Genomic DNA, 17,615 nt, shown 5'->3' with positions numbered 1-17,615 from the left:
GAATGATACAAGACAGAGGTAATATTAAATGGGCATCGATGATGTTACCGGAGCATTTAGAGCTTCTTAGAGAATATAAACAACAAGAACGTACAGAACAGCCGAGAGAATTGACTGAGTGGGAACTGGAAGAACTACAAAAAACAATTGATCAAGCTTTTAATCAGCAATTGGACATAAAATTAGACGTGTGGAAGGACTACAAAATCACACAATGGACTGGAATAATTAAATCGATGAATACTAATGAACTCATACTTGAAACACTACTTAAAACAAAAAGTATTCCAATCCAAAGTATTCAATCAGCTCAACTGGACGCTGATTACTATGATTAAAGCCGACGAAAGACAATTACTTCATAAGTATCTTTTGTTAGAACTAGCAATTAAATCATTGCAGGTTGACTATCATAAATTAGAACAGTTTAAAATGAAAACTGTATTTCTCCCAATGATGGATTCATTGCTAAAGAATCTAAGACAAGAATATTTTAACCTCAAAAGAGAACTTGCACAAAAACGTATACGAGTAGTAGGTTGGCAGCCAGTAGATGAATACTTTAGTGACGTGCAAGTTGCCACTGCAGGTAATGATGTAGTACTTCGTTATGCAAATCAGGCTCTTAAATCACAGGTGGAAAAGTTGTTGATTAATCATATAAGTGTAGCTTTAGAATAAAGACTGATTAAAAAATTTTCCTTCAATCTATATTTATCAACAAATACAAAAACACTCCATTTTGAAAAAGATTGATCAAAATGGAGTTAATCGTTCCAACTAAGTATGAGATGTTTAGAAAGAAATTTGATCAATTAAATGAGCCTAATTCAACTAAGCACCCCAATTAGTTTAAGATGAACTTATTAAACAATCCCGCTCTATTTTTGAAGGACACAAAATTATTAAAAGTAACGACTGCATACATACGTTTTTAATGAGTAAACTAATAAAGTACAAATGATTCGTTTAGTTTCATTCTTCGGTAAATGTTGGGTTATTTGGATATATAAGGGAGTTATTATTAAGAAAAGAAGGGGAGGAACGAGATGTTCGATCAAGTTGCGTATTTTATTTTTAGAGCCCTATTAATTCTAACGGTTTTGGTTGTTGTGGTTGGAATTCCTCTTGGGGATACACTGATTAGAAAAAAATAAGACTGCATCTAAATGGATGCAGTCTAGGTTTTTGATTTTAGATCTTATTACGCTTATATAATTTTGAGGAAAAATCTTTTCACAAATTGATATTTCTTTTCATTGCTTCAGATATCCCTCTAGTTTGTTCATCCTTAATTCTTCCTCTTCATTCTATCCAGAACTTCCAGAACAGCAATTAATATAGAAGGTATTAAGAATAAGATAAGAACAGTAGATAATAATCACCTTGTTTCTTAGTTTAAGGTACAATTCTTCCCAAGGTAAAAATCATCAAGACATTAAGTATTAAAAAATCACCTCTGAGCAAGCATCAAAAACGATTTAACAAGCGATTACGAGCAATTTTGCAACCCCTTCGCAATCGGTATGGGATCCAATATGCTAATGCCTAAATTAGCATTAGATTTAGAGGCTAAAAAATCTAGTTTTGTGACAAAAGCGGGTACGGCAATCATACGAAATTGCTTAGTAGGTGGACATTTAGCAAAAGGAATGAACGAGATGATGCGGGATAGAAGAACAATGAATGGACGGCGATGATGTTTCCAGAGCATCTGAAAGAATGGAAGCAATGAGTTGCACACGTAAATTTGCTGAATGGGAGCTGGAAGAATTACAGCAAAACATAGAGCGCGTTTTGGTACAAAATAAAAATATTATGTTAACTAAAGCTAACTATTTGCAGTGAAGTGGGGCATTCCAGTCATTGATGAGGAGCATCAAGAGCTATTATTAGAAACAATTACAAACACAATGCCTATTCCTTTACGTCAAATTTATGCCGCACGTATAGAAGATAATTATAATGATTAACGGCGAAGTTTACTGCAGCAATATCTATGCTGGATTTAGCAGTAAAATCATAGGGCAGAGTACTTTAAAATGAGGCTTGTTTTGTGCCTTTAATGGATGCCTTGATAAAGAATTTACGAAAGGATTATTTCCAATTAAAGCGTTAGCTAGCCCATCAGCAAATACGAGTAGTGGGCTGGCATTGCATCGATGAATAGTTTAGTGATGTGCCAATTGCGTACTGCGCTATACCAATCAAGCATTAAAACGTAAGTGGAAGAACGATCGCTGCAGTGATTACAAAATCACTCATTTAAGTTTACATAATGAGTGATTTTGTAAAATTAGTGTTGGATAATGAATTCAGACGAATCACTATGCCAAGAACTCCATAATCCATTCATATAAATTCGAAAACGACTAAATATGTAATTTCATCACTATTTGCTCACCAATAGGTCCCATTTTTCTTTCCCCATGATCAACAAAGCCCACTTTTAAATACAAGTTTTGAGCAGGAATATTTTTATGGTTCACCACTAAAACGACTTCATCACATTCCTTAAATTCCCTTTTAATAAAGTTAGACAGTGCCAGCATGCCCTTTTTGGCGTATCCCTTTCCTTGTTGCTTATGGTCAATGGAAAATGCTGTAAGTAACATAGCGTTTGGATTGCTAGAGTACTCTTTCACTCTCTCTGTTGAATGAAGAACAAAAAATCCAACTGGTATATTGTCACTTAAAATAATAATTGGGTACTGTCCAACCATTTCTATAGAAATATCCTTTGGAAGGGCCGTAAATTGAGATTGCTCATCTGGAAGATCAAAGTCATGTAAAACATCTACATAATCTTTTGAGAAATGTACTAATTCAAGTGTGTTTATAGCTTGCATAAAAATGACCTCCTTTTTTCGTATTCTAATACAGGAACAAATGTTCGTCAACAGGGGGGATCTAAAGGAAGTGTACCTTAATAAAAAAATCACTCAAAACAATAAGGGGAAGGGGGTCACTTGGACAAAAGTAACCCATACCATTTCCCATCTATTTAAGGATTTTTATAAATCATCTAATTTTACAAGTTCGCCATTCGTAGCATTGACTGAAAATCCACAATCTAATTTTCCGCACAAAATATATTGTGCTAATCGTTTATCGTAGACATAAATAGGTGTAAGCTCAAGATGATTTTTCAATTTATCAAAAGCTTGATTTTCGGTCACTGTCCTTTTTTTGACGGTAGTATAAGCTTCAAATGTGTTTAACATAAATTGATTATCCATACTATTGATTGCTTGTAAATTTTCCGCATCAATAATAACAAGTAGCTTTCGTTTGAAAATAAAATGGGAATGCTCATTATATTTTAATGTTGCATAAATATAGTTATCCTGACGATAAAGTGTTTTTAATATCCACTTCCCTGTATCATTCGGATATTCTTGACGTAAAAAATCGGAAACGGTGCTTATACACTGTTCTTTTTCAGAATTTGTAATTGGTAGTAAATTCGGATGACACTCCTTAGATATAACTTGTTCTATCGTGATATTATTGGCAAATGTAAGGGAAGTTTTTTCGAATGATTGATTGGTCGGTGAATCCCAATAAATAATTTTATCGATTGCCAGTTGTATCTTATCATTTACAAAAAATTCATAGGGGATTGTCCTTGTTAAATCATTTGTTATGTAAATTTCCTCTAAGCCATAGAAGGGAAGAACTTGCTTCTGCTTCTCTAAAGGGAACTCGATAAGCTTTATTTGTTTTTTTGACAAATCAGCAACTTTTTCTAAGGATAGTGCAGGAACGTCTTGTTTAAATTTATTTTTGGGAGGAAATTGACCTATAGCTGAAAAAAAGGTCAGCTGACCATCCTGATTATATTTAATCTCAATAGAGCCAGATGGTGACACAGGAATACCCATAAAACATTCTTTAAAAAATAATCTTCCATTTCCTTCTTCCACTAATTGGAACTGCTCATTATAGGTAAGCCCAGTTTCCTCCTCAATCCATTGAATAATATCCTTTGTGGAAGTGCTGACAATTATGTTTTTTTCAGCAAAAGATTTGTTATCAACGAACAAGATACTTTTAAGCTGACCGGTATGCACATTTATATCGATAATTGCAGTTCCTGGTGGATTTAAATCATCCTCCTCAACCTTTTTAGCATGAGAAGGAAGCCACTCTGTAGTAAGTATATAGGTTGTATCTTCGAATATATCTAAGCTTCTACGGAATGACGAGGTATGTAAATAATAATTAGTTAATCCGAATTTTTCTTTTGTTGCAGTGATTAATGCCTGTATTTTTTGTTCCATATAATAACGCTCCTCGTAATAATCTTTTCAATCGTTATACGATAGTGCTATTGGAAAAGTTTCGAAATATAAAGAACAAAAATGCGTAATCATCAAAAAAAGCTGTAGCGTACGGTAGCGCTACAGCTTCAAGTGACCTATTTAGGTTAGTCAGTAAAGGCATTATAACATATAGTTCGAAAAACAAACAATAACAAAGCTAGGAGACTTCTGTATCTGCCGCTATGCTTTCAATACAAAAACATTTGTTGTTGTTTTGTTGCTGTCGCTACGCTTTCGCACAGATAAAACCATGTTGCTGTCGCTACGCTTTCGCACAGAAAAGAATTGCTGAATGAAGATAATTAACAAAAGGTAGTAAAATTATCTAATAATACTCTTGCCAAAATAGGAATGCTCGTTCTAATATAATGACAAACGAATGTTCTTATTCAAAGGAGAGATGAACGGGACTATGGCAATGTTACAATTAAAAAAAGTACATTTAGAGCGAGATGAATTTGAGCTTGAGGAAATAGCGTATGCATTAAGTGAGGCAAAGGAAGAAGGTAAAATTAAAGTTTTTATAGTCCATCAACAGCAAGAACCTTTAACAGGTATGGTGATGAAAATGGATGCAAACACCAAGTTAATTCATATTCAAAATGAAGCTGGGGACGTTTATAAGGTACACTTTTTGGATATTTTAGAGGTTTTGAGTGCTGAATAGAAATATATTTTCAAAGACAATTGAAAACAGTCATTGACTGTCCATTTCTATGTAGAGCAAAAGTTACCTTAGACATGATAATGTAGAGAAAGTGTACCGATAAAAGGGTCACTTGACCAGAGTGACCCAAGCCAACAAACCAGGAAGTGCAAAGCTAATTTGCTTTACACTACTATTAATATGTTTAATAGCTTTTTGTATCTAGTGAATTGCCTGAAAATTGAATAAAATAAAAATAGTAGAGACTACAAAAATGAATCAAATAAATATAAAGCCGGGTACATGTAAATAAGTACCCGGCCCTTTAAGCTATTCTTTAATTGTTTCATCAAACTTTTTTCGACCTGGATTTACTTTATTGACATAAATAGTGAGCTTACTAATAGAATCTTCTGTTAAAGGTATTTTCCCATTGCTCTCATATTTTTTCCACGCTTTAACGTTTTTACGATATAGTTTTTCAGATAAACGGAAAATGTCTATATCCTGTTTTAAGCCCTCTCGATAGGTTGTTAATATATCTTTTTTACTTGCTGTTTAATTTTTTTTCGAATTTCATTTCCAGAAACTTTTGTTTTAAAGCCATTTACAGTAGCATTAAATTTCACATTCACTTCAAAAGTGACTTGATTATTTTGAACAATTGGCTTTACATCAAGACTTATTTTTTCTAAATCTACTGTTAGGTAATCTCCTTCCTCGTCTAATTGAAAGGTAACGTCTCCTCGATTTTTTTGATCATGTATCCATTGAAGCCCTCTCGCGGCCTTCCCGTTAATAAAGCCTTTAAATCCATCTTTTGAAAGTACACCAACACCAGTAAAGGCAGTTTCCATTGTCTGTCCATTTGTAGTGCTCCAATTTCTGTTGATTGAAACAAAAGGAATACTTATTTCATGGCCAGGTTCATTTAAATTGATCACTAATGTCCGTAAATCAACAGGCTCTATCATTGTTTCTAATTCATTTGTATACAATGGATTACTTAGTTTGGAAGCCGTAAGAGATTTGTTGAATATTGGTGTAATTAGGAGAACTTCCTCAATAGGTTCTTTGGTAACGTAGGTCAATATTTGATATCTTGTTTCCCTATGCCGCAAAAAGCTGTCAATAATAGAGATGGCATTTTCGCTTTTCATAGCATCCTCAGAGAAAAGAATATAAGACATATGTCCCCAGAATACTTTTTGGTCAATGGAACGATATAAGTTAAAAAAGGCCTCTTCCATCGTTTCCCCTTTAGCACGACCAATTTCCGCTTGTATCCCTTTAGGAGCAGGATTCTCTGACTTGGCAACATTGGCGAAGTTAATTAATTGCATATAAATTTCATATTGATCATCTTTAAAATCAACACCAATGCCGAGAACATAGTACATTCTTTGAGGCTCGGAAACATCCCAGCAGCCAGAAAGCAGTAATGTAGCAACTAAACTTGATAGTAAAATAATTTTCTTCATGTATTCATCCCATTTTTTGAGGTACTCATACTTTTATGATACGTTTTTAGTTTAGACAAAAAATGTGAGGGTTATAAGCCTAGAAAAGTATTGTACGGATGGAGGGAAAATTACGATTCAAATCTTTTTCGGGTAATTGATTTCCTAAAGGGAGAAAAAAAGAATCTATTTTGAATAAAGACAATCAAAATAGATTCAAACATTTTGGTTTTGTTTTTTGAACTACATTTGTGGGGCTTCCATACCAAACTTTGCCCATTCCTCTTTTGCTGGACCATAAATACCTGGAACAGTTAATCCTGCCTGTCGCATAAGAACAGTTAATTGTCCTCTATGGTGACTTTGATGTTGAAGTAAGAACAACAATAGTGATCCATTTGGCATTTGTTGACCGATGAATTCAATACATTCTTCCATTGTTTGGTCAGACCATTGTGATTTTAATGCCTGCACAAGTGCATTGCTCGCCTGTTGGTAGCTGTCCGCGATAAATTGAGCCGAGGAGGGAACAGGAAAATCTTTAGCTGGCGCCTCAAATATTAAATTTGTATTGGAAGTTATAACCCGAATAGCCGTAACAATATGCCAAGCAATTCGACCTAATGTCCAATTTTGTGAAGTAATTTCCTGCTGAAGTGATTCATCCGTTAGATTATTGAGTAATTTTTGCGTGGCACCGGCTTCAAACTCCCAAGATTGCAAAAAATGATCTACTGTTTGGAACATAAAAATCCTCCCTTAAGTTAAACGTTATCTTTAATTATACTCTCTCTTGAGTGGAATGGAATTGTATTTTTTGTAAATTTTATTTATTATTCCTCTTTAATCACAAAAAAAACACCACTAAAAATTAACATTGTACCAAGCCAAAATGAAAATCCAATTATTTCATCTAACAGTAGCCAACCTAAAAAGGTTCCGACAATTGGCTGGAAGAAAAAGAATAATCCTCCACTAGAAGCATTCATTAATTGAAGCCCTTTGTTCCACAATAAAAAACCACCAGCAGTAGAAACAATACCTAAATAAATTAATCCGCCTGAAATTGTTGGCTGCAAAATACTAGATATATCTAAATATTTTAATCTAGGAACAACAACAGGCGTTAGTGAACACACAGCCACCAAAGATGTATAAGTAGTAGTAACAATCTGTGAATATTGCTGTGGAATTTTCTTCACTAAAACGGACATGAGTGCCCAAGTCAACGCGGCAACTAATAAGTAATATCCACCTAATTGCTGGCTAACATCGATTTGTCCATTTCCAACAATAATGCCAACGCCAATTGTTGCTAGTACAATGGAAAGACATTTTTGGAAGGTTATTTTTTCTTTCAAAATAAAGCGTGCAAACAGGACCATAAAAGCAGGTGTAGTGGATGTAATAATAGCACCCATTTGAGCAGTAGAAAGCATTGTACCCATTTCCTGTGTGACAATCGAGATCGTATTACCAATCAAACCAACAAGGAAAATCATTAACCAATCTCTTTTAGCAATAGCCCATGATTGCTTCATACAGATACCAATAGTAGCAAGTGTAATGACAGCAATCACATAACGAATCCACACAAGTTCCAAAGGTGGAATAACCTCTACAACTACTTTTACGACAACATACATTGCCCCCCAAATACTTGCTGCAAACGATAAAAAAAGGGCACCTATTATTTTATTATTCATGTTTTTTCCTCCGTTTTTCATAGAAATCTATGTCCTTAACGGAGAAAAACTCTTCTACCGTTAAGGAAGAAGAATTGTTGGTACATCCTGTTCAAATAACGGAGAAAACATCATGTAAATCAACTCCAATCTATTTATATTTTGGTTAATTATAAATTAAATGAACGAGTTTGAACAGAATTAGCAAATGACAATTAGATGCGAGTACTTGGATTTTTTACGTATTTTATTAAATATTTTAAGCATCCTATATTATAGATAGGAGTGAAAAAATGAAAGATGTAGGCTACTTACAAATAGCTATTGAAACCATGATAACCTTTTTTGTTCTTCTAGCCTTGACTCGTTTCTTAGGTAAAAAACAATTAAGTCAGCTGACTTTTTTTAATTATGTTACAGGGATAACAATAGGCTCCATTGCTGCAAACATGATTGTTCTAAGTACAAAAGATTATTTGAAAGATTTACTCAGTCTTGTAATTTGGTGTTTACTCACTATACTTATTGGTTATATCAGTCTTAAGTCAGGAAAAATTAGAGTAATTCTAGATGGTCAACCTACAATTGTAATAAAACACGGAAAGATAGACAGAAAGGCCTTAAAAAGAACAGGCATTAATATTGATGACTTAACAATGATGACTAGACAATATCAAATTTTTTCTATCGCCGAAATAGATTATGCTATTTTAGAACCTAATGGGACACTTAGCATTCTCAGAAAACCAGAGTTTCAAGGAGTACAAAAAAGAGATTTTAAAATTTATCCTACAGCTCCAGCTTTTATACCTATAGAAATCATAACAGATGGAAAATTATTATTGAGAAATTTATTAGAGGTTGGCAAAAGTATAGATTGGTTAAATAATGAATTAAAAAAGGCTAATATAAAAGAAATTGAAGAGGTATTTTTTGCTGAAATACAATCAGATGGAAGTTTATTTATACAGAAATTTTAGATCAGGATTCACTAGTTAATTAAATTCTGGTCATTTTAATATCGATAATGTTTTGTAGGCTATAAACTACATAAATCTATTTGTTAATCCCCAAATATTGCATGTGTAACAAGTATAAATCACTCTAAAAGGGAAAAAGTATAAATTGGAGGTGATTATTTTGACTGACAAAAAGCAAAAACAAAGAGCATTAAATCAAGAAGAATTTACAGAGGATTTGAGTCCTGATGATTTAGATGTACGTGAGGAGAATAATCTTACAAAAGAACAAAGTAAGAATTCAAATCAAGAGCAATATTCCAAACAAAAAGAATAGAATAATGATTGCTATACATTTTTAAGTAGTTCATGATGAAGTGACTATCAAGTTGCTTCGTCATTTTTGATTTTTGGATTGAAAATTAATAATTTTCAAAAAAGTATTGACTAAAGGGGGAGTTGCGAGTAGGATAAAATATATGTATTCTTATTGATTTAATAAGAATTAAAAAAGGAGAGATGTAAAATGGCGGTCACAACATTTAAGGCAAGTACATATTTAAAAGATAAAGTATTAGTAGAGGCCAATGTAAGGGGACATAAAATTATAATAGATGAACCAAAAGAATTAGGTGGAGATGACCAAGGTGCAAATCCTGTAGAACTTGTTCTTTCTGCATTAGGTGCGTGTCAATCCATAGTCGCAAGAATTTACGCAAATAAATTGAAGATAGATCTAAGAAATTTTTGGGTTGAATTAGAGGGAGATCTTGATATAGATGGATTTTTAGGAAAATCTGATGTAAGACCTGGCTTTTTAACGATTCGCTACACTTTTCATATAGAAACGAGTGCACCAGAAGAAAAGGTGGAAGAATTTAAAAAAATTATTGAAGCACATTGCCCAGTGGGTGATACGATTGCAAATACTGTTAATCTTGTTTCTTCAGGCATTGTTATTGAAAATACGATCGCTTAACTTTTTATGCTGAAAGATGATGGCTTCTTTGATATAACTTAGACTATTTTTCTATAGCTCTTGTCTCATTTAGGGACGAGGGCTTTTTTATAAGATCTTGAAAAGCGAAGAAGATGTTGGTATCAGTGGAATCAAGGAATCGGATAGAGAAAGTCACTCATTAAAAAATAATGAGTGATTTTTTATTGTACTCGGCAAAAAATATTGTAAAAACCGATTCTATCCTACATAAGCACATAACAAAATTCATATAAATAAAAATAAAATCTAAAAAATTTAGTAGTTATAGCTAGCCTATTCGCTTGACGAGTAAATCATGCTAAAAATTAAGAAATTCTTCAGATTCTACTAAGGAAAAATTTAAGATTACCTTTTTATACTTATAATATAAGGAAATTAACGAAACCATTTGAAGATTTAAAACGTATTGGTAGTAGTAAAGAATATTGAAGTAGGTGAGGAAATGTCATACACCATTTACATAGTACTAACAAAAACAGGTACATTATTATCGAAGGCTATCGGGATGTACACTGGAAAAGAAATGAATCATGCATCCATAGCGTTTGATGAAGAACTTTTTGAAATGTATAGCTTTGGGCGAAGGCAACTAAATAATCCGTTAAGTGGTGGTTTTTTGCGGGAAAATGCAGAAAGAGGACTATTTGAGACAGCAGATTGTGTCGTCTATCGTTGCAGAGTCTCGCATTATCAATACTTAGAAATGATGAAGATCGTCCGTTATATGTATTGGAATCGAGATCGCTATAAATATAATTTTATTGGCCTCTTTGGCGTGATGATGCAAAAAGAGGTTCGCAGAGAGCGTGCTTATTTTTGCTCGCAGTTTGTAGCAATGCTATTAAAGGTGGGAGGTTTAAAGATATATCAAAACCCTGCTTTAATGACGCCACATTGTATCGCTCAATTACCGTATTTAGAAGAAGTTTATGCTGGAAAGCTTGCAGACTATTTACATAATGTGCGAACGCCAGCTATGTTGTATGGCTAAAGAGAAATAATTGCCTAGCTATTTCTCATGATTCAGCGGGCATACAACTGCTCATTGAACCGTGGGAATACCACGGCAAATGGTTTAGATTATAAAGGAGCTTTTGGAATGAGCTAAAAAAATTGGGATGCCATTAACTGGATCGTAATTGATTACTATAAATCATTAACTAAATTATCCACTCAGGCAATGTTGATTTGCCTGAGGTTTTTTTAGTAATATTTACCTCACCTAGAATGAAAATAAACCTAGATACTGGAAAGCTGAAAATGAGTCCTATTCCTGTTATAGAGCTATCATAATATTGGTATTATAAAATACTAGATTAGTATGTTCTTATATTGAAACAACACCGAGGAGGATGGGTAGATGAGTGAAGAGGTTACAGCAGTAGGTTGGAATGCGATTGATCAAGCATTATTACAGGTGTACGGTGAGCAGGAGCCAAGCCATTATGGAACAATGATTCCATATTCACTAGGTGGAAAAGATCCTTTGGATGGGATTAGTGCCTATAAAAGTGAAACACCAATTCCACATTGGCATTTTGTTACATATGGTTTTTCGGAATTATATGAAAAAGAATTTGAAAATAAGGAGTACAGCGGTTATGGATTTGAATTGACATTTCGATTGGCGCGTAACGAGAACGAGGAGGAGCCACCTGCTTGGGCCCTAAATTTACTACAAAATATGGGCAGATATGTTTTTAATAGTGGCAATGTTTTTAGAGCAGGAGATTATTTAGATGCAAATGGTCCTATTTGTCTTGATGCCGATACGCAATTAACCGCGCTGGCCTTCACACATGATCTAGAGCTTGCTGAAATTGATACGCCAAATGGTAAGATGGAGTTTATCCAAATGGTGGGTATTACAGAGGATGAGTTAGAAGCGATGCAGACGTGGAATACACTTGGTATGCTAGAGGCGGGCATCCAACAAATACCAAACTATATCACTGATTTAACACGAGCTTCTTTGTTACAAAATCCACAAATTGCAGAGGCCGCTGAACAGGGAATGGAAAAAGAGGGCTCCAATACTGGCTTTCTTTTTGTAAGTCAACTGGCATGGCAAGTGGAGAAAAAGGGTTGGTTTAACAAACAATCTCATGTCATTCAGTTAGGGGCAAAGCAAGCAGATGTCATAAGTAAATTACTACGTGGACGAATTTTAAAAGACAGAAATCTTAGCTTAGTTGGTCAAAATATAACGATTATATTTAAAGCAGCTGATCAAGTAGGCTATCATGAGGACGAACAGGAAATTACGATTACATTGAACAGGGCAGCGGTGGATGAGCTAAGTAGAAAGCTAGTGCCGCAAGAGAGTCAATTTGAATTAACGTCTTTAGCTGGTGTCAGCTTTCAAATTTTGAAAACGCATATTAAAAATCAAGAAGGAGAGGTTGTGAAAACAATCGGATAAGATTGATCTCTTGCTAAAACTATCGTTTTTAGCGAGAGATTTTTCTCTAGGTTTGGAAAAAAGTTTGTGTGATTTGTAGCAGCATGTAGAGCATTTGAATAGCTAGTTCACACTGGAATAGGCGGTGTTCGCTTTGGAGAGGGAGGGACAGCCATTCGCTAGAAAAGATGAAGTTTTGTTTTAGCTCCTACTTGTAAAAAAGGAGCAATATTCTGATGGACTGAAGCCGTGTCTACGGTTTCATTAAACATCATAAATAAGGGAGGAGCAATAAAGTGGGAGCATGGGGCTACAAAGCTTTGGAAAGTGATGAGGGATTAGATGTAGCTGGTTTTTTACAGGACTATATTGAAAATCAAATAAATTCAAATCATTTATTGTTAACTGACATTATCAAGGCGATGAAAAATGATGGCTTTTTTGGAGAAACCTTTAACGACATAGATTTTTTTTATGATGTTAGTGTCATGGCATTAGCAGAAATCTATATCACCTACCTCGATACAGGGTATTTTCTGAGTGATGAAAGTAAATGTGGAAACGTGCAATCTTTAACTTTGACAGCTGATGAGGATGCTTTGATATTTATCATAAGATATTTGACTGATATTAGAGATGAGGTGCCAGATAAGCATGGTAGTAGAGAGATTGTAGAATTATGGCGAGAGTCTAAAAGTTGGCATGCGTGGCAATCAAACCTAAACAATCTTATTCTTAGAATTGAACAAGAAATTAGCCATTTGCATTAAAAAAATAGATTAAATAAAAAATTAATGCACATCTTTTATAAGAAAGTGCGTGCGTTACCTAAAAAGAGAATTAACTGATGAGGATAAGATAAATATTCAATATAAAAATAATATTAAGGAGATAAAATTAAAAGATTTATATGATTTCAAGATTGATTAGAGAAATATCATTTTTTTCTATGTGATAATTGTAAGATTATGTTCGTTACGAGGAGTTTTACAAGGCACTACAAGAAGAACGCTATCCTCATAAAGATATAGGAGCAGCAAATGAGAGAGTATGTACTGGTAAAAATTAAAAAATAATGGATTCGTGCCAAAGGACCACGAATCCATATAACAGAAATCATATAAAAAAGCTAAGTAAGGAAAATAAGATGGAGATGCCGAGAATAGGACCGACGATTTTCATATGTCTTTTTCGCCCCATCACAACAATGGCAACATATTCGCGAATCATCGCGTTTGGCCAATAATAAAAGGCCGTTTTCGCACCAATGCCCTGACTGTTTAAGCCAGCAAGTCTTGCATAGATACCTGCACGAAATAAATGGAAATTATTTGTCGCGAAGATACTATTATAGGCCTCACCTTGTTTACTATCATCCATAATCTGTTTTGAAAATAACATATTTTGATATGTATTAACAGATTGGTTCTCTTGCAATGTATGCTCGATGGGAATACCTTTTTCAATTGCGAATTTTTGCATTGCCTCGGCTTCTGGGAGGCCCTCATCAGGACCTTGTCCACCAGAAAAGATAATTGTTGGTGGTGAAGTAACTGCGGCCTGCTTATGATAGAAATCAATTGCCTTCTGAATTCTGCTAGCTAAAAGTGGTGGAACCTTGTCATTAATTAAGCCACTACCTAGTACAATAATATAATCTTGATTTAACCTTGGTCGATTGAATTGGTATAGAAAATAGGCTGATAAAAAATTAGACAAGTGAATAAAAAAATAAAATGTTATAAGAGAGATCCCTCCAAAAATCGGTTGGAGGTGGCTTGAAAATAAGCTTGCTGGATAGATAATTGGTAATAATATAAATAATAAAATGCCCAGCGCCACAAGTAATGTTAAAGAATTAGCCAAACGTCTTCCCTCTCGTTTCATTAACACTCTTGCATTTAAAAATAAACCAAACATTAAAGCAATAATTGCAAAGGGAATAAGGACAATTAGGGCGATAAGTGGAATGATGACAATCATCCTTAATAAATATTGATCAGATGCTAAGGATGCAAAAACGCAGAATAACAGAAAAGAACAGATAAAAATATTAAATAGCAGACCGTTGATGATTTTTCTTGGGTCTTTCAAATAAGAAATGAGAAAAATGATGAAAAGGATAAGCGGAATAATTCCAAAATACATAAAAACATGCACCTCAATGATGTAATGGGTTAATGGTATCTTTATATTATAAGTATTTATTGGATGAAATCAACTACTGACAAAATGAAAAGGAGTATCCTGGATATACTCCTTCCATGTTGTTAGTTTCTATTTTTTGTGAGAATTAACATAATTGATATACTCATTGCGAGTAAGTCCACCAGTTTGACGATTAAATTCATCATAGGTGATGTTTGCTGGAAAGCCAAATTCAGCTAATACTTGCTGACGTTCTTTTTGATATTGTGGGTGATCCAGTGATCCAAATTCATCATCCTCTTCTGACTTCAGCCAATCATTAGAAACTCCTACACAAACACCGTGATTAGTAAAACGACTACCAGTTTTAAGCGAGGTTATGGACTCTGGCTTACTAATGGTTCCAGTGCCCCATGAAAGGCGGTATAGAGGCTCCTTGCCATGATCAAGAGTCAAACCATACCCAATGGGGAATACAATATCAGATTCAGTTAATTCTTTGTGTCCAACCTTTTCATAGCATCCTCGCATAAAATGATCATCCATCACAATTCGTGTTTGTGCGTCTAAAGGAGCGGATATGATTTCATCAAGATGAGTGGAACGCTCTGTTGTTGTAAGCAAATAAGGTCGGATAAATAATGGCATTGTCATGACATCATGCCAAATACTATCCTGGGCAAATAGATTATCCTTTTGCATTTGACGCAAATCCCCCACCACAAGGACATAGCCATCTACGAACAAATCTATCTCTACACGAAAAATATCTCCTGGAACAGCTTTATAACGTAAACTTTTCATACCTGTTAATTTTTTAAGCTTGTCTGAATAATCCGTTGGTAGCTGCAAAGGAAAACGGTCTAGCCATTCTTTGACGTCAGCCTTAGTTGTTAGGTGTTCAAAGCCAGTTAGTGGAAGCTGGTAATAGGTTTTGGCATTTCGAACCATGATATTACAACATATATGGTTTTGATTGCCTAGATTAGCAGAGAAGACAACACCTGTTGCTTTTACTGCGGAAATATTTGTGTAATTTAATTTCTTTTCTTTTCCTCGAGCCGTTTGAGGGACTATAACCTCACGATTACGTGTTAAAATATTTACATCTGCTTCTTGAAAGTTATACTCATTGATGAATATTCTTTTTTTTATGAGATCACCTTCAAGGCAAATAAAATAATCCTCTCGAATTTGAAGCGTGTCCCAATGATCTTCAATGATATGTAGTCCAAAATAAGGGCGCAATGAATTCGTTAACCAACTTGTAAATGCTGACAATTGGATTTCCTCCTACTTTGAGTGATGATGTCAAGTATACTGAAATCCCATTGTTACGAAAATAGCAGAATTGAAAAATGGCTAAAATAGTCCTATTAGTATAGGAAGGCTAATTGCTTTAGAAGCAGATAAAATCCAAGGATTGATTCTCTGGCACCTGACGTAGGAAACACTATCGCATGTTAATTTTGTTATAATTTAACGATAGAGGTGAGATGAAAAATGCAAATTATGACGATTGAAGGTGTACCTTATGAGTGGATCAACCAATTACAGGAAATACATGCGCATGTCTTTGATGGTGCTAATTTGCTAGTAGAAAAGTTAGAGAGAAAAGAGGGCCTACTTTGTCTATTGGCGATTGAGGCTAAACGTATTATTGGCTTTAAACTGGGCTATATCCATCCAGATGGTGTTTTTTATAGCTGGCTAGGCGGTGTTCATGCAGCAAAGCGTGGTCAGGGAATTGCTAGTTTGCTTATGCGTCAGCAGCATACATGTATATTGGCAATGGGCTTTAAAAAAGTTCGTACATATGGTAGAAATGAGAGAAAGGCAATGCTTATCACAAATCTTAAACACGGATTTGATATTGTTTCAACATTTGTTGATGACAAAGGTCGACATAAAATAGTATTTGAAAAATTATTGGAATAGGAGTTTTAACATGAAGGCATACTTAGCAAATGGATTATTTTCATTAGGAGATCGTTTAGTAAATGAGCAACTAGCTGTGGCTATAAGAGACGCAATATCAAGTATTGAATTGTATGTACCACAGGAGAATGATGCCATTAATGATAAAACAGCCTATGCAGATAGTTTAGCCATTGCACAAGCAGATTTAGAGATGCTACAAAAAAGTGATGTGCTTGTAGCTGTTTTAGATGGTGTGGAGATTGATTCTGGTGTGGCGGCTGAAATTGGTGCATTTGCAATGCTGGATCGACCAATTATCGGTGTCTTTACAGATGTTCGCCAACAGGGAAGAGATAACATGCAAAAAATAGAGGCACTTGTAAGGGATGGCATTGAAAACCAGTTTGTATATCGTAATTTATTTGTAGTAGGCTTGATAAAACGCAATGGAATCATTACAACTTCCATTGAAGAAGCTGTCAAAGCCATTCAAAAATTTAACAAATAGGAGGTAATTTGTATGCTACTCTCAACAACAGATGCTGTAGCAGGGAAGGAAATAGTAGAAACAATTGGCTTAGTAAAAGGTAATTCTGTGCAATCAAGAAATATTGGTCGTGATATGGTGGCAGGACTTCGTCATATTGTTGGTGGAGAAATGAAGGAGTATGCAGAAATGCTCGTCCGTTCTCGAGAAATAGCAACTGGTGCAATGGAGGAAGAAGCCAAAGAACTAGGCGCAGATGCCGTTGTAGGGGTAAGATTTTCGACATCCTCTGTAATGGAAGGTACCTCAGAGGTATTAGCGTATGGAACAGCCGTAAAATTAAAGAAATAAATAATGAAGGGCTTCAATCAACGAGATTGGAGTCCTTTTTATCTTCATTAGCAATTCAATTCTTTACTGTGCGAAAGCGAAGCGACAGCAACACGGTTTTATCTGTGCGAAAGCGAAGCGACAGCAACAACAACAACAGACAACTGAGTGACCAACATCATGTTGCTGCCGCTACGTTAGCACTACGCTTTCGCACAAAAAACATCATGTTGCTGCCGCTGCGTTGCACTACG

The 17,615-nt window shown here is 34.6% G+C and carries 22 protein-coding genes; 15 read left to right on the top strand and 7 right to left on the bottom strand.

The genetic code is table 11. The annotated features are described in order from the left end of the window. Window positions 1–2 precede the first annotated feature (2 nt). The 5 genes from B2R82_RS12470 (at window position 3) to B2R82_RS12450 (ending at window position 1,973) form a co-directional block, all read left to right on the top strand. A complete protein-coding gene (locus tag B2R82_RS12470) occupies window positions 3–338 on the top strand; it encodes a YolD-like family protein (protein ID WP_286925167.1) in 336 nt (111 codons plus the stop codon). Continuing rightward, window positions 331–681, top strand: coding sequence for an aconitate hydratase (locus B2R82_RS12465; RefSeq protein WP_286925166.1), 351 nt, complete (start codon window positions 331–333; stop codon window positions 679–681). The genes B2R82_RS12470 and B2R82_RS12465 overlap by 8 nt, the downstream gene beginning before the upstream one ends. 863 nt (window positions 682–1,544) lie before the next feature. Further along, window positions 1,545–1,700 (top strand): hypothetical protein, encoded by a 156-nt coding sequence (locus B2R82_RS12460; protein ID WP_286925165.1) that lies wholly within the window; start codon window positions 1,545–1,547, stop codon window positions 1,698–1,700. Beyond that, window positions 1,687–1,848, top strand: a complete 162-nt coding sequence (locus B2R82_RS12455; protein WP_286925164.1) for a hypothetical protein — start codon at window positions 1,687–1,689, stop codon at window positions 1,846–1,848. The genes B2R82_RS12460 and B2R82_RS12455 overlap by 14 nt, the downstream gene beginning before the upstream one ends. After that, window positions 1,845–1,973, top strand: coding sequence for a hypothetical protein (locus tag B2R82_RS12450; RefSeq protein WP_286925163.1), 129 nt, complete (start codon window positions 1,845–1,847; stop codon window positions 1,971–1,973). Before B2R82_RS12455 ends, B2R82_RS12450 begins: the two co-directional genes overlap by 4 nt. Before the next feature lie 399 nt (window positions 1,974–2,372). Here the strand turns inward: B2R82_RS12450 and B2R82_RS12445 are convergent, their stop codons facing one another. After that, window positions 2,373–2,849 (bottom strand): GNAT family N-acetyltransferase, encoded by a 477-nt coding sequence (locus tag B2R82_RS12445; protein WP_286925162.1) that lies wholly within the window; start codon window positions 2,847–2,849, stop codon window positions 2,373–2,375. A 165-nt stretch (window positions 2,850–3,014) separates the two neighbouring features. After that, window positions 3,015–4,283, bottom strand: coding sequence for a hypothetical protein (locus tag B2R82_RS12440; protein ID WP_286925161.1), 1,269 nt, complete (start codon window positions 4,281–4,283; stop codon window positions 3,015–3,017). A gap of 442 nt (window positions 4,284–4,725) precedes the next feature. Between B2R82_RS12440 and B2R82_RS12435 the strand changes: the two genes are divergently transcribed. Then, the gene (locus B2R82_RS12435) at window positions 4,726–4,992 is read left to right on the top strand and encodes a YolD-like family protein (RefSeq protein ID WP_286925160.1); all 267 of its coding nucleotides are present in this window, start codon (window positions 4,726–4,728) and stop codon (window positions 4,990–4,992) included. 512 nt (window positions 4,993–5,504) lie between these two features. On the opposite strand, the gene B2R82_RS12430 is transcribed toward B2R82_RS12435, so the two are convergent. The 3 genes from B2R82_RS12430 to B2R82_RS12420 all read right to left on the bottom strand — a co-directional run bounded on the left by B2R82_RS12430 (window position 5,505) and on the right by B2R82_RS12420 (window position 8,137). Next, window positions 5,505–6,452: a Ger(x)C family spore germination protein gene (locus tag B2R82_RS12430; protein WP_313373006.1), complete on the bottom strand. Its 948-nt coding sequence runs from the start codon at window positions 6,450–6,452 to the stop codon at window positions 5,505–5,507. A gap of 222 nt (window positions 6,453–6,674) precedes the next feature. Next, window positions 6,675–7,178, bottom strand: coding sequence for a DinB family protein (locus B2R82_RS12425; protein ID WP_283868276.1), 504 nt, complete (start codon window positions 7,176–7,178; stop codon window positions 6,675–6,677). An 86-nt stretch (window positions 7,179–7,264) separates the two neighbouring features. Beyond that, on the bottom strand, window positions 7,265–8,137 hold the full coding sequence (locus B2R82_RS12420) for a DMT family transporter (RefSeq protein WP_286925159.1): 873 nt from the start codon (window positions 8,135–8,137) through the stop codon (window positions 7,265–7,267). A gap of 272 nt (window positions 8,138–8,409) precedes the next feature. Between B2R82_RS12420 and B2R82_RS12415 the strand changes: the two genes are divergently transcribed. The 6 genes from B2R82_RS12415 (at window position 8,410) to B2R82_RS12390 (ending at window position 13,246) form a co-directional block, all read left to right on the top strand. Continuing rightward, the gene (locus B2R82_RS12415) at window positions 8,410–9,096 is read left to right on the top strand and encodes a DUF421 domain-containing protein (RefSeq protein WP_286925158.1); all 687 of its coding nucleotides are present in this window, start codon (window positions 8,410–8,412) and stop codon (window positions 9,094–9,096) included. 160 nt (window positions 9,097–9,256) lie between these two features. Next, window positions 9,257–9,412, top strand: coding sequence for a hypothetical protein (locus B2R82_RS12410; RefSeq protein WP_286925242.1), 156 nt, complete (start codon window positions 9,257–9,259; stop codon window positions 9,410–9,412). Window positions 9,413–9,601: 189 nt separating this feature from the next. Beyond that, window positions 9,602–10,054 (top strand): OsmC family protein, encoded by a 453-nt coding sequence (locus B2R82_RS12405; protein ID WP_286925157.1) that lies wholly within the window; start codon window positions 9,602–9,604, stop codon window positions 10,052–10,054. Between the two features lie 427 nt (window positions 10,055–10,481). Further along, window positions 10,482–11,066 (top strand): hypothetical protein, encoded by a 585-nt coding sequence (locus tag B2R82_RS12400; protein WP_286925156.1) that lies wholly within the window; start codon window positions 10,482–10,484, stop codon window positions 11,064–11,066. 369 nt (window positions 11,067–11,435) lie between these two features. Then, window positions 11,436–12,497: a suppressor of fused domain protein gene (locus tag B2R82_RS12395; protein ID WP_286925155.1), complete on the top strand. Its 1,062-nt coding sequence runs from the start codon at window positions 11,436–11,438 to the stop codon at window positions 12,495–12,497. Window positions 12,498–12,772: 275 nt separating this feature from the next. Then, window positions 12,773–13,246: a DUF4259 domain-containing protein gene (locus B2R82_RS12390; protein ID WP_286925154.1), complete on the top strand. Its 474-nt coding sequence runs from the start codon at window positions 12,773–12,775 to the stop codon at window positions 13,244–13,246. 346 nt (window positions 13,247–13,592) lie between these two features. Here the strand turns inward: B2R82_RS12390 and B2R82_RS12385 are convergent, their stop codons facing one another. Next, window positions 13,593–14,624, bottom strand: coding sequence for a YdcF family protein (locus B2R82_RS12385; protein ID WP_286925153.1), 1,032 nt, complete (start codon window positions 14,622–14,624; stop codon window positions 13,593–13,595). Window positions 14,625–14,753: 129 nt separating this feature from the next. Beyond that, a complete protein-coding gene (locus tag B2R82_RS12380) occupies window positions 14,754–15,905 on the bottom strand; it encodes an immunity 26/phosphotriesterase HocA family protein (protein WP_286925152.1) in 1,152 nt (383 codons plus the stop codon). Between the two features lie 222 nt (window positions 15,906–16,127). On the opposite strand from B2R82_RS12380, the gene B2R82_RS12375 reads away from it, so the two are divergent. The 3 genes from B2R82_RS12375 to B2R82_RS12365 are packed head-to-tail and all read left to right on the top strand — an operon-like array spanning window position 16,128 to window position 17,382. Further along, window positions 16,128–16,562, top strand: a complete 435-nt coding sequence (locus B2R82_RS12375; RefSeq protein WP_286925151.1) for a GNAT family N-acetyltransferase — start codon at window positions 16,128–16,130, stop codon at window positions 16,560–16,562. Between the two features lie 10 nt (window positions 16,563–16,572). Then, a complete protein-coding gene (locus B2R82_RS12370) occupies window positions 16,573–17,052 on the top strand; it encodes a nucleoside 2-deoxyribosyltransferase (RefSeq protein WP_286925150.1) in 480 nt (159 codons plus the stop codon). Window positions 17,053–17,064: 12 nt separating this feature from the next. Beyond that, the gene (locus tag B2R82_RS12365) at window positions 17,065–17,382 is read left to right on the top strand and encodes a YbjQ family protein (RefSeq protein ID WP_286925149.1); all 318 of its coding nucleotides are present in this window, start codon (window positions 17,065–17,067) and stop codon (window positions 17,380–17,382) included. The last annotated feature ends 233 nt before the right edge of the window (window positions 17,383–17,615 follow it).

The sequence above is a fragment of the Lysinibacillus sp. UBA6686 genome (assembly GCF_002455205.1).
In the GTDB taxonomy this organism is placed as follows: domain Bacteria; phylum Bacillota; class Bacilli; order Bacillales_A; family Planococcaceae; genus Lysinibacillus; species Lysinibacillus pakistanensis.
Note: the sequence above shows the minus strand (reverse complement) of the source record. Positions and strands in the feature narration are given on the sequence as shown.

Excerpts from the sequence above, each read along its gene's own strand:
- B2R82_RS12470 (WP_286925167.1), top strand. The coding sequence starts at position 3 with ATGATACAAGACAGAGGTAATATTAAATGGGCATCGATGATGTTACCG.
- B2R82_RS12465 (WP_286925166.1), top strand. The coding sequence starts at position 331 with ATGATTAAAGCCGACGAAAGACAATTACTTCATAAGTATCTTTTGTTA.
- B2R82_RS12460 (WP_286925165.1), top strand. The coding sequence starts at position 1,545 with ATGCCTAAATTAGCATTAGATTTAGAGGCTAAAAAATCTAGTTTTGTG.
- B2R82_RS12455 (WP_286925164.1), top strand. The coding sequence starts at position 1,687 with ATGGACGGCGATGATGTTTCCAGAGCATCTGAAAGAATGGAAGCAATG.
- B2R82_RS12445 (WP_286925162.1), bottom strand. The coding sequence starts at position 2,849 with ATGCAAGCTATAAACACACTTGAATTAGTACATTTCTCAAAAGATTAT.
- B2R82_RS12440 (WP_286925161.1), bottom strand. The coding sequence starts at position 4,283 with ATGGAACAAAAAATACAGGCATTAATCACTGCAACAAAAGAAAAATTC.
- B2R82_RS12435 (WP_286925160.1), top strand. The coding sequence starts at position 4,726 with ATGAACGGGACTATGGCAATGTTACAATTAAAAAAAGTACATTTAGAG.
- B2R82_RS12430 (WP_313373006.1), bottom strand. The coding sequence starts at position 6,452 with ATGAAGAAAATTATTTTACTATCAAGTTTAGTTGCTACATTACTGCTT.
- B2R82_RS12425 (WP_283868276.1), bottom strand. The coding sequence starts at position 7,178 with ATGTTCCAAACAGTAGATCATTTTTTGCAATCTTGGGAGTTTGAAGCC.
- B2R82_RS12420 (WP_286925159.1), bottom strand. The coding sequence starts at position 8,137 with ATGAATAATAAAATAATAGGTGCCCTTTTTTTATCGTTTGCAGCAAGT.
- B2R82_RS12415 (WP_286925158.1), top strand. The coding sequence starts at position 8,410 with ATGAAAGATGTAGGCTACTTACAAATAGCTATTGAAACCATGATAACC.
- B2R82_RS12405 (WP_286925157.1), top strand. The coding sequence starts at position 9,602 with ATGGCGGTCACAACATTTAAGGCAAGTACATATTTAAAAGATAAAGTA.
- B2R82_RS12395 (WP_286925155.1), top strand. The coding sequence starts at position 11,436 with ATGAGTGAAGAGGTTACAGCAGTAGGTTGGAATGCGATTGATCAAGCA.
- B2R82_RS12385 (WP_286925153.1), bottom strand. The coding sequence starts at position 14,624 with ATGTATTTTGGAATTATTCCGCTTATCCTTTTCATCATTTTTCTCATT.
- B2R82_RS12375 (WP_286925151.1), top strand. The coding sequence starts at position 16,128 with ATGCAAATTATGACGATTGAAGGTGTACCTTATGAGTGGATCAACCAA.
- B2R82_RS12370 (WP_286925150.1), top strand. The coding sequence starts at position 16,573 with ATGAAGGCATACTTAGCAAATGGATTATTTTCATTAGGAGATCGTTTA.
- B2R82_RS12365 (WP_286925149.1), top strand. The coding sequence starts at position 17,065 with ATGCTACTCTCAACAACAGATGCTGTAGCAGGGAAGGAAATAGTAGAA.